Source organism: Arthrobacter sp. SLBN-83 (assembly GCF_006715285.1).
Taxonomy (GTDB): domain Bacteria; phylum Actinomycetota; class Actinomycetes; order Actinomycetales; family Micrococcaceae; genus Arthrobacter.
This window is the reverse complement of the sequence record NZ_VFMX01000001.1, coordinates 4,404,764-4,415,912: the sequence shown is the minus strand read 5'-3', so window position 1 is coordinate 4,415,912 and position 11,149 is coordinate 4,404,764. Positions and strand designations below refer to the sequence as shown.

The 11,149-nt window shown below is 69.0% G+C and carries 7 protein-coding genes and 1 pseudogene; all 8 read left to right on the top strand.

Annotated features, from left to right (window positions below):
• Nucleotides 1-667 (top strand): AAA family ATPase (locus FBY30_RS20610; protein WP_142134764.1); only part of this gene is annotated, 667 nt, incomplete at its 5' end.
• 70 nt (nucleotides 668-737) lie between these two features.
• Entirely contained in the window at nucleotides 738-2,081 is a 1,344-nt protein-coding gene (locus FBY30_RS20605) for a DUF58 domain-containing protein (protein WP_142134763.1), read from the top strand.
• Complete coding sequence (locus FBY30_RS20600) at nucleotides 2,078-4,651, top strand: transglutaminase-like domain-containing protein (RefSeq protein WP_142134760.1); 2,574 nt, start codon at nucleotides 2,078-2,080, stop codon at nucleotides 4,649-4,651. Before FBY30_RS20605 ends, FBY30_RS20600 begins: the two co-directional genes overlap by 4 nt.
• A pseudogene (locus tag FBY30_RS21210) lies at nucleotides 4,648-4,728 on the top strand (zinc-ribbon domain-containing protein); the annotation flags it as partial. The gene FBY30_RS20600 and the pseudogene FBY30_RS21210, both read left to right, overlap by 4 nt.
• A 249-nt stretch (nucleotides 4,729-4,977) precedes the next feature.
• Nucleotides 4,978-6,270, top strand: a complete 1,293-nt coding sequence (locus FBY30_RS20595) for an RDD family protein (RefSeq protein WP_235009523.1) — start codon at nucleotides 4,978-4,980, stop codon at nucleotides 6,268-6,270.
• Entirely contained in the window at nucleotides 6,267-7,238 is a 972-nt protein-coding gene (locus tag FBY30_RS20590; RefSeq protein ID WP_235009522.1) for a PP2C family protein-serine/threonine phosphatase, read from the top strand. Before FBY30_RS20595 ends, FBY30_RS20590 begins: the two co-directional genes overlap by 4 nt.
• Nucleotides 7,225-9,315, top strand: coding sequence for an FHA domain-containing protein (locus tag FBY30_RS20585; protein ID WP_142134756.1), 2,091 nt, complete (start codon nucleotides 7,225-7,227; stop codon nucleotides 9,313-9,315). The genes FBY30_RS20590 and FBY30_RS20585 overlap by 14 nt, the downstream gene beginning before the upstream one ends.
• Entirely contained in the window at nucleotides 9,312-11,102 is a 1,791-nt protein-coding gene (locus FBY30_RS20580; RefSeq protein ID WP_142134754.1) for a serine/threonine protein kinase, read from the top strand. Before FBY30_RS20585 ends, FBY30_RS20580 begins: the two co-directional genes overlap by 4 nt.
• Nucleotides 11,103-11,149 lie beyond the last annotated feature (47 nt).

Sequence of the window (11,149 nt, the reverse complement as noted above, 5' to 3'; positions counted from 1 at the left end):
TGGTCCGATCTTCAACAACATCGTCCTGGCCGATGAAATCAACCGCGCTTCGCCCAAGACCCAGTCAGCCCTCCTTGAAGTCATGGAGGAATCCCGGGTCACCGTGGACGGCGTCACCTACTCAGCGGGCCGCCCGTTCATGGTCATGGCCACCCAGAACCCCATCGAGCAGGCCGGTACCTACCGCCTGCCCGAAGCCCAGTTGGACCGCTTCCTGATCAAGACGTCCATCGGCTACCCGGACCACGCCTCCACCGTACGGCTCCTGGGTGGCAGCAACCTGAAGGACCGTTCCAAGGAACTGTCCGCTGTCATCACCACCCAGGCAGTGGCGGACATGGCTGACCTCGCCGCAACCGCGCACATCGACACCGCGGTGCTGGAGTACATCTCCCGCCTGTGCGAAGAAACCCGCAACGCTCCCGAAACCAGGCTCGGCGTCTCCGTGCGCGGCGCCCTGGCCATGGTGCGGGCCGCCAAGGTGTGGGCCGCCTCGCAGGGACGCAACTTCGTCCTGCCGGATGACATCAAGGAACTGGCCTCCGTGGTGTGGACCCACCGGTTCGTGATGGACCCCGAAGCCGAATTCTCCGGCGCCACCGCCGAGGCCGTGCTGACCCGGATCCTGGCCGACGTCGCAGCCCCGCAGCAGCGCACCAACGCCTGACCGGCCGGCTGCAGCCTGGCGCTGCAGCCACCACCACTCCATCCCAGCGCAACAACGAAGGCACACCCCTATGTCCGACGGCACGTCCAGCGGCACCCCGTTGACCCGGCTCACGGAGCGATTCCACCAGCTCTTCCACCGGAACGGCCGCCCCACCCGACTGCACCCAGCAGCGGTATGGTCCGAAGCCAGCAGCACGGCCCTCCAGGCCCTGACACCTGCCTGGCGGGCCGTCCGCGACACCTGGCTGAAGTATGCCTGGCCGGTGCTTTCCGTGGTCAGCATCCTGGGCTGGTCCGTACTTGCCGCCGCCATCCTGCTGTGGACCACGGGACAGGCATTCGGCTGGCAGGAAGCCACAGCGGCCTCCATTGCCGCGTTCGCCATGTTCGTCATCGCGGTGGCCTTCATCCTGGGCCGGTCTTCCTACGGGGTGGTCCTGGACCTGGCCCGTACGCGGGTTGCGGTGGGGGACAGCGCCGTGGGCAGCATTGCCGTCTCCAACACGTCGGCCCGGCCGCTGCTGCCGGCCGCGCTGGAACTGCCGGTGGGCAGCACCACGGCCGTCTTCCACCTGCCGCGGATGAAGCCCGGACAGGTCCACGAAGACCTGTTCACCATCCCCACCGCGCGGCGCGCCGTCATCGTGGTAGGACCGGTCCGCTCCGTCCGGGCAGACCCCCTGCACCTGCTGCGCCGCCAGGTCCTCTGGACCGAGCCGGAGGATCTCTTCGTACACCCGCGCACCGTCGCCCTCGCAGGTTCGGCCGCCGGCTTCATCCGCGACCTCGAAGGCATGCCCACCACCGAACTCTCCAGCGCCGACGTCTCCTTCCACGCCCTGCGCGACTACGTGCCCGGCGATGACCGGAGGCACATCCACTGGAAGACCACGGCCCGTACCAACAAACTGATGGTGCGCCAGTTCGAGGAAACCCGACGCGCCCACCTGGCCATCTCGCTGTCCATCAACACCGAGGAATACGCGTCCGAAACCGAGTTCGAGATGGCCATTTCGGTGGCTGCCTCCATCGGCCGCCAGGCCATCCGCGAACAGCGGGAACTGGATGTCCTGACCCAAAAGGGGCCGCTGCGCTGTGAAACCGGCCGCAACATGCTGGACGACATGACAAGGATCGTCGGCACCCCCATGCGCCGCACCGCCGTCGACCTCGCCCGCACCCTGGCCGACACCGTCCCCAACGCCTCCGTGGTCTTCTTCGTGGTGGGCAGCCACGTGACCGCAACCCAGCTCCGTTCCGCCGCCGCCTCCGTGCCTCCGGGTGTGCGGAGCCTCGCCGTACGGGTGGAAGCGGGCGCTGCCCCCACCCGGGCCAACATCGCAGACCTTACTGTCCTGACGCTCGGCGACCTGGCCGACCTTGCCATCGTGCTGAGAAAGGCGGCCGCATGAGCACCGCACCGGGCCGTTCCCCGCAAACCTCCATCCCGCCCACCCGTACCCGCCGGAAAGCCGCCACCACGGCGTCGGCCTTCGCAGACGGCCAGCCCCTCTGGCACTTCCTGCTCGACGCCGCTGCCCTGGTGGTCCTGCTGGGCCTGGGCCTGCTTGGCTTCGGCCTGAGCTTCGGCGGCGACCCCTACTACCTGCTCTCCGGATTCGGCGGCATCATCCTGGGCCTGGCCATCGGGGCGGCGAACGCCCACCTGCGCCTGGGCCTGCTGATCACCACCGCCCTCGCCCTGGCCGCGTACCTGGTGTTCGGGACCTGGCTGGCCGTGCCGGATGCTGCGATTGCCGGCTTCGTTCCCTCGCTGGACTCGCTGCGGACCCTGCTGCTGGGTGTCGTCTTCGCCTGGAAGGACATGCTCACCGTCGGCGTGCCGGTGGGCACGGCAGGTGGCGTCCTCATCGTTCCGTTCCTGAGCTCGCTCATCACAGCCCTCGTGGCCGCGCTCCTGACCTGGCGGCTCCGCAGCCCCTACCTGCCCCTCCTTCCGGTGCTGGTTCTGTTCGTCACCGGCATCGCCTTCAGCACCAACGCCGCCTTCCTGACGCTGGAGCGCGGCATTGGGCTGACCGTGCTGGGCATCGCCTGGGCAACGTTCCGCCGGGACGCCCTGCGGCGGAACAGCACCAAGCGGGTGGCCGTGAACAACCCGCAGAATGACAGTGCCACTGCACGGCGGGCCAGGATCCGCCGGCTGGGCATGGCCGCGGGCGTCATCGCCGTCAGCGTGGGCATCACCGCGGTGGCCGCACCGCTGGTCAGCGCCGGGGAGGACCGTAAAGTCCTCCGCAACGTGGTGGTGCCGCCGTTCGATCCCAAGGATTACATCACTCCGCTGGCCAGCTTCCGGACCTACGTGAAGGACAAGAAGGACGACACCCTGTTCGTGGTCAAGGGCCTCCCGCGCGACGGCCGGGTGCGCCTGGGGGCCCTGGACGCCTTCAACGGCACCAACTACAACATGGACCCCAACGGATCGGGCAACTTCAGCAAGGTGGGCGACGCCAAATCCATCAACACGCTTGCCGATACGTCCGGCGTGGTGCCCACCAACGACTACTCGATCAGCATCAACATCGAGGACTACCAGGGCTACTTTGTCCCCGGCGGCCGCAAGACCACCGGCATCAGCTTTGACCAGCCCGGTTCTGCCGCGGCTGGTGGCCTCTACTTCAATCCGGGATCGGACACCGCCGTCACCACCAGCGGACTGTCCAGGGGCGACTCCTACACGGTCCAGGTCTCCGACCCCGTCAAGCTCGAGCACGGGCAGCTGACCCAGTACGACTTCGCCAAGATCTCCCTCCCGGACCCCCTGGAGGTTCCGCCGGTGGTGGGCTCCCAGGCGAATGACCTGTCCGCCGATGCCCCCACGGCCATCGACCGGCTGCGCCAGATCGAGGCGCATTTCCAGAAGACCGGGGCGTTCAGCAACGGCTTGGTGAGCGAAGGGCAGTTGCCCAGCGTCTCCGGCCACGGCTCCGCCCGCATTCGCAACCTGCTCACGGCCAAGCAGATGCTCGGCGACGACGAACAGTACGCCGTGGCCATGTCCCTGATTCTGCGGCACCTGGGCATCCCCTCCCGCGTGGTGATGGGCTTCTACCCTGAACCGACCAGCCCCGAGAACGGTGCCGGCGAAGTGAAAATCACGGGCAAGGACGTCCACGCCTGGGTGGAGGTGGCGTTCGAGCGGGTGGGCTGGGTCAGCTTCGATCCCACCCCGCCCAAGGACAACATCCCCATCCCGCCGGACCCCGAAAGCAAGTCCAAGCCCAAGCCGCAGGTGCTGCAGCCGCCGCCCCCGCCGCAGGAGCCGGCGGACCTGCCGCCGGACTCCTCGCCGGACGCGCTGGACGCGGACCAGAAGAAGAACAACCCGTGGCTGTTCTGGGGCGCGCTCCTGGGCGCCCTGGGTGTCGCGGCCATCCCGGTGGTCATCCTGGCCCTGCCGCTGTTGCTGATTGCTTTGCTGAAGGCACGACGGCGGAAGTCGCGTTTCCGTGATGGCCTCCCCGCCCAGCGTGTGGGCGGGGGATGGAACGAGGTGGTGAGCCTGGCGACGGACCTGGGTGCCGCCGTCGACACCCGGTCGACCCGGCGCGAAAGCGCCGCCGTGCTGGCCGAGGCGTTCCCTGCAACCTCGGGGACCACCACCATGCTGGCCCGCCGGGCGGACGCATCAATCTTCGGCGCCGGGGAGCCCACGGAGGAGCAGGTCCGGGAGTACTGGACCATCGTTGACGGCTCGCTTAAGGAGATGACCTCCGGAATGGGCTTCTGGCGCCGGCAGCAGGCACGGTTCTCGCCGCGGTCGCTGCTCGCCGACGCCCGCACGGCCATGAACTCCGGCAAGAGCCTTAAGCTGCGCGGAGGCCGGCTGGCACTGCCGACGGTGCCCGGGATCCTTGCCGCGCGCCGCCGTCGTACCTCCGGCAACGCTGATGCGCCGCAGCAACAGCAAACACCCAACCAGCAAGCGCCCAACCAGCAAGGACCAAACCAGCAGTGACGCCCGACGCCGAACGCTGCCCCCGCTGCCAACAGCAGATCCGTGCCGGGGCCACCTTCTGCACTGCCTGCGGTGCGCCGCTGTCCAACCGGGCGGCGCGCCGCACCCGCACTCCGGACCCGCTTCAGGATCACGGCCCCAGCGCTGCCAGGGAGGCGCGTCCCGAGCATGCGACGGGGATTCCCGGTACTATCCCGGTAGTAGAAAGGCCCCTGGCAGGTCAGCCGGCGGGCAGCGCATTGACGGGTCCCATGTACACGGGCTCCGGGCCGGGCAGGACCGGCGGTTCCACCAAGGTGGAAGCCGCTCCAGGGGGAGGAACGGGAATGGCAGTGAACCTTCAGCTTGTTCCGGCTACGGCGGGCAAGCGGCTTGGTGCTGCCGTCATTGACTGGCTGCCTGGGATAGCGGTGCTGGTGGTGACCTTCGCCATTGGTTTCGCAGGCATAACGCGGACCAGGAGCGGCGGCTTCATCGTCTATGACACGTCGTCCCTGGTGCTGTTCGGCGGCATCGGCCTCGGCCTGACCCTGGCCTACCTGTTTGTCGTCCTCGGACTGGAGGGCCGCAGCGGCAAAACCCCCGGCAACCTGATGATGGGCATCCGCAGTGCGGACCAGGATGGTTACGCGCCCGGCGCCGGCGCCGTGTTCCTGCGCGGCCTGATCACGGGAGCGGGTGTCCTGCTGGCCTTGCTGGCGGCGGTACTGGTGGTGGTGTTCAAATGGTTTGACGTTGCCCTGTTCATTCTTGGGCCGCTGCTCCTGGTGGCTGCCGTCTGGGCTGTGCTGGTGGTTGTTTCCTGCCGATGGGACAAGAGCGGCGGGCTGCGCGGCTGGCATGACAACGCTGCCAAGACCCTGGTGTTCGACGTGAAGGCGGGCCGGGATCCTATTACCACCGGCGGCATCCAGGGGCCCTACAGCTTCGCACCCTTGGACCTTCCGCCCGTCCAGCAGGTGCTGTCCCCGGTGGCGTCCCAACCCGGCGCGCCCCAGGCAGCGGCGACGCCCCCGGCAACCCCAGCCCACGCACTCCAAGCACCTGCGCCGTCGGCCACCATGCCGTCCCAGACCATGCCCTACACCTCGCCGGCATCCTTCGCTCCGCCGGCTGCCGGTGCCCCGGCTGCTGGTAGTCCGGGTTCGCCGTCGGGCTTCGAACAAGGTGCCGCCCAGGGGGTCCCTCCTACGGGCGCTCCCTCCGGTCACCGCGTGCCCCCGCCGCATGTGGACGACGACGTTGAGCGCACCCAGGTGCGCCCCGGCAGCGGTGCCCCGGCCCAAGTGGCAGTCCTGCGCATCCGCCTGGACGACGGCCGGGACTTCCAGCTGGACCGCAGCGTCCTGGTGGGCCGCAACCCCGTGGGACAAACCGGGGAGCAGCATGCGCAGCTGCTGGCCGTGGACGATCCCGGCCGATCCATTTCGAAAACCCACCTGCACCTGCTTACTGACGGTGCCGGCATCTGGGTGACGGACCGGCACTCAACCAACGGAAGCGCCGTCACCACCCCGGACGGCCTGCGCACCCCCTTGGTGCCGGGCGTCCCCACGTTTGTTACCCCGGGATCCAGCGTGCACTTTGGAGACCGTACCTTTTACCTAGGACAGGCATGAACCAGCACCCCGCCAGTGTTTCCTCCACCATCGAGCCGGGGCCGGGCCTTAGCCTCTCCTGCGGTTACGGGACGGACAGGGGGCTCCGCCGGGAACTGAACGAGGATTCGTACATCGCAGCCGATCCCGTCTTCGCCGTGGCTGACGGCATGGGCGGCCACGAAGCCGGCGAAATTGCCAGCGGCCTGTGCGTGCGTACGCTGGCCGAGATGCCCCAGGTCGCCACGGGGGAGCGGAACATCACGGCATCCGTCCTCCAGCAGTACCTGGTCCGTGCCGACGCCTCCATCCGTGAAGCCGCCGGGGCCCGCGCCGGTACCACGCTGACGGGCGCCGTCGTTGTGGAACAGATGGGCATGCCCTACTGGCTGGTGATGAACATCGGCGACTCCCGCACCTACCGGCTCAGCCTGGGACGGTTCGAGCAAATCAGCGTGGACCACTCCGAAGTCCAGGAGCTCGTGGACGCGGGCGAAATCACCGCCCAGGAAGCCACCGTCCACCCGCGCCGGAACGTCGTCACGCGCGCCCTTGGGACAGGGGATGAGACGGAGGCGGACTACTGGCTCCTCCCGGTCGAGGAAGGCGATCGCGTGCTGGTCTGCTCCGACGGCCTGACCGGCGAACTGGCAGACGATGACATCCTCCGTATCCTCAGCACCCTGGCCGACCCGCAGGAGGCCGTGGACGCCCTGATCCAGGCGGCCCTGCGCAGCGGCGGCCGTGACAACGTCACCGCCATCGTTGTGGACGCACACAACGTGGCGAACGACGACGGCGCAGGCACCACGGCGCCCCGCCACACCACAGCTGACGGGGACGAAGTGACGCTGCCGCGTCCGCAGTCCTCCGAGGCCATAACGGAACCGCTGCCCGAACCACTGGTGGACGGCACGGCACTGGAGAACGGCACCGGGCTGGTCGACGGCACTTCGCTGGAGGGGGAACCGGGCGATGACCGGCGCTAGCTACATTCCCGGCGGCTGGCTGGGGATCGTCCGGTCCCGCACTGCAGTCCTGTTGGGGCCGGAGGCGCCCGCTGAACTGGCCGGCGCGCTGTGGGAACTCCTTGCCGGCGGACCCGAGCCCCACGAGGTCCTGGCCGCCGTGACCAGCAGCTCCGGCGGTTCGCTTACCCACATACCATCCTTCGCCATCCTTGACTTCAACGGGTCGCTGCGGGTCTTCCTGCGGGGCGCGGTCGACCTCACCGTCGAGCAGCCCGGCGGCGCCGTGGACCTCGACGGCAGGGACGTGACCACCTGGAACGAACGCAAGTTCGTGGTGGCCGGCACGTGCAGGCTGGGTGTCGCGGACGGCGGGGCTGCAGGCGCCGGTGACGCCGGGACCGCTGAGGGTCCCCGGCTGCCGCTGGGGGAGGGCGTGGTGCTGCTGCGGTCGCTGACCTTCGGGGCGCGCCCAGGCCCTGCCGCCGTCGATGGCGCTGTTGCTGATGCTGGCACCGCGGCGGGCGCAGGCACCGCCGTGGTCACAGGCGCGGCGCCTGCGAGCGGTCCAGAAGCAGGGCATGCTCCTACCGCCCCCGACGGCCCTTTCGCCGTCAACGCTGCCGGTGAAGTGGACGCTGCCGGTGAAGTGGACGCTGCCAGCGAAGTCGACGTTGCCGGCGAAGTCGACGGTAGCGGCGGCGCTGGCCATGTTGCCGGGACTGTGGTGGGGGTGATCGACGAGGACCTGAACGCGGACCCGGTTGAGGACCCGGTCGCTGACTTGAATGACGACCTGGACGAGGCGCCGGACGGGGAACGCGCGGAAGACGCGAACCTGCCCCAGGCGTTCGCCGCCGATGCTGGTGACCTCGAAGGCCCTGACCTCGAAGGCCTTGACCCCGACGCCACCATCGCTCCGGGCGCCATCATCGACGCCGACGAGGAACTGCTGGAGGAGCCTGCCACTCCGGAACCGGTTGGCGACGGACCGGGTGGCGACGGAACTGCCGGGCCGGACGGGCTGCAGGCTGACCCAGGCGATGCCCCTCCGGCCGAGGAACTCACCAGCTCCTACGACCACCTCTGGGACCGCACCGTCATGCGGAACATCGAGGACGCGGCGGTGCGCGAGGAACCCGATGCAGACTCCGGCCACGTGGTCCCACAGCAACCGCCAGCACTGCCTGCAGCCGAACCGCTGGCCGCCCTTGGTTCGGCGGAGAACGCCGGCCTGCAGGGTGCAGCAGCCGGTTCCAGTCCGGCAGCGGACACCGACACTGACACCGGCGCCGGCAATCCTGCCACAGCTGGCCCCGAAACCGGCGCGGCGGCTGCCATGCCCCGCCCCGCCTCCACGGGCCTCATCGATTCCGTCCCATGGCGTACCGGGGGAGCAGCGACAACACCCACCCCGGAACCCAGCACGCCACCAACCCTCGGCACGCCGCCGGCTCCGCCGGTCCCTGCTCCCGTTGCATTCCAAGGAGGTCCCGCCAGCCCGGCGCAGAGCTCATCCCAGAGCCAACCAGAGGCCGGCTTCGATCCCGACCACGACGGCCAGACGGTCATGAAGAGCAGCCTCCCGGGAACGGGCGGCCCGGCAGCGAACCGGCAGGCGCAGCAGGATGCCGGCGACGGTCCGCTGGTACTGGCGCGCGTCTGTCCGCAGGGCCACGCCAACCCGCCAACCCGTGCACACTGCAACGCCTGCGGTTCGGCGCTGTTGCCCGATGCCGTTCAGGTGGCACGCCCCCGGCTGGGCCGGATGCGGCTGTCCACCGGGGAACTCCTGGACCTGGACCAATCAATGGTCATCGGCCGCCAGCCCTCCGTGTCCCGGGTCCAGGGCGGGGTCATGCCGCGCCTCGTGCAGGTGGCGAGCCCGGGCGGGGACATCTCCCGGTCCCACGTTGAGGTGCGGCTCGAGGGCTGGCACGTCATGCTCTGCGATCTCAAAGCCACCAACGGCACCGTCCTGGTCCGCGAAGGCCAGCCGCCGCGACGCCTGGCCCAAAACGAGATGGCCATCCTGCTCGACGGCGACATCGCGGAGCTGGGCGACAACATCTCACTGCGTTTTGAGGAGATTCCGTGAGTTCCAAACGGCCCGTTGCGCCGCCGCCCCGCATTCCGGGGTTCACCTACATCAGCCTGCTGGGATCCGGCGGCTTCTCCGATGTCTACCTCTACGAACAGGACAGGCCGCGCCGAAAGGTGGCGGTCAAGGTGCTGCTCTCCGACCTGAAGACTGAGGGCGCCCGGCGTAGGTTCGAATCCGAAGCCAACCTCATGGCCCAGCTGTCCTCGCATCCGTACATTGTCACCATTTTTGAAGCGGAAGTGACGGATGACGGGCACTCCTACCTGGCCATGGAGTACTGCTCCCGGCCCAGCCTTGACGTGCGGTACCGGCGGCAGCGCTTCAGTGTGGACGAAGTCCTGGCGGTGGGCATCCAGGTTGCCTCCGCCGTCGAGACAGCCCACCGTGCCGGCATCGCCCACCGCGACATCAAGCCCGCCAACATCCTGGTCACGGACTACAACCGCCCTGCCCTCACCGACTTCGGCATCTCCGGCACCCTCGCCGGGGAATCGGACGACGACTCCGGGATGTCCATTCCGTGGTCCCCGCCGGAGCAGTTCCGGGACGGCCCCGTGGACGGCGTCATGGTGGACGTGTGGGCGCTTGGCGCCACCCTTTACACGCTGCTGGCTGGCCGCTCGCCCTTCGTGATGCCCGGGGCGGACAACTCCCAGCGCGAACTGATCAACCGCATCAGCAACACGGCCCTGCCGCGGCTGGGCCGTGCGGATGTCCCGGAGTCCCTGGAACTGGCACTGGCGACGGCCATGGCCAAATCACCGCAGTCCCGGTACTCCTCGGCCCATGCCTTCGCCTTGGCCCTGCAGCGCATCCAGGCCGAGCTCAACCTCTCCGTCACGCCCTTCGAGGTCCTGGAGGAGCCCCAGCAGGACGAGGGCCACCCGGACGACGGCACCGAAGAGACCCGCGTCCGCAGCATCGCCGCCATCGACCCGGAAGGCACCGGCAGCGCCCCCACCTTCCCGGCACGCACCCGACCCAACACACCCGGCGCCAACCTTCCGGGCGTAAATCTTCCCGGTGCCCAGACCGATGCGACCGGACGCAGGGGAGGCGCCCTCCCGCCGTCGGCCTTCACTCCGGCAGCACCCAGCCAATGGCGCGCCGCCCCGGCAGTGCCCTCCATCCCGGCAAGTCCGGCAGGAGCGGCCTCCGCCGGAACAGAAACGGCCGACGGCGGCGGGCAGGGTGAGTGGGCCCAGTCCACCGTCCTGCGCGGCAGCCCGGGGGCGGTGAACTACGGTGCGCCGGTAACCGACGCATGGCAGGACGCCTACACCGCCGACGCAACAGTCCAGCGGGCCGTAAAAGTGGACGAGCCGGAGGCGGCGCCGGAAGCCGACCACGGCAAACGCAACCTCTGGCTGGCAGTCACCGGCGGCACCCTCCTGGCGCTGGCGGCTGTGGTGGGCATCGTGGTGGCCAACACGGCCCCGGGCACACCCAAGCCTGTGCCCACCCAGCAGGTAACCAAGTCCCCAGCGGACGCTTTGGACAACGGCACGGTGCCCGACGTGGAAGGCCTTAAGGGATCCATCGGCGGCGACGGGGAGGCCAGCTTCACCTGGACCAACCCGCAGCCTAAGGAAGGGGACACCTACAAGTGGAAGGTGTACACCATGGGCGGGAACAGCGCTGAGTTCCACGCCGTGGATAAGCCGCCGGTCAAGATCCGGCCCAACCCCACCGGGCAGACCTGCATCCAGGTAATGATCGTCCGCTCGGACGGCGCATTCTCACCCATGGAGGAGAACTCCATCGCCTGCACCGGCCAGTGATGTCACCCGACCAGCGCATGACATCCCGGCCCCGGCACCGGGCAACA

Excerpts from the sequence above, each read along its gene's own strand:
- FBY30_RS20605 (WP_142134763.1), top strand. The coding sequence starts at position 738 with ATGTCCGACGGCACGTCCAGCGGCACCCCGTTGACCCGGCTCACGGAG.
- FBY30_RS20585 (WP_142134756.1), top strand. The coding sequence starts at position 7,225 with ATGACCGGCGCTAGCTACATTCCCGGCGGCTGGCTGGGGATCGTCCGG.
- FBY30_RS20600 (WP_142134760.1), top strand. The coding sequence starts at position 2,078 with ATGAGCACCGCACCGGGCCGTTCCCCGCAAACCTCCATCCCGCCCACC.
- FBY30_RS20595 (WP_235009523.1), top strand. The coding sequence starts at position 4,978 with ATGGCAGTGAACCTTCAGCTTGTTCCGGCTACGGCGGGCAAGCGGCTT.
- FBY30_RS20590 (WP_235009522.1), top strand. The coding sequence starts at position 6,267 with ATGAACCAGCACCCCGCCAGTGTTTCCTCCACCATCGAGCCGGGGCCG.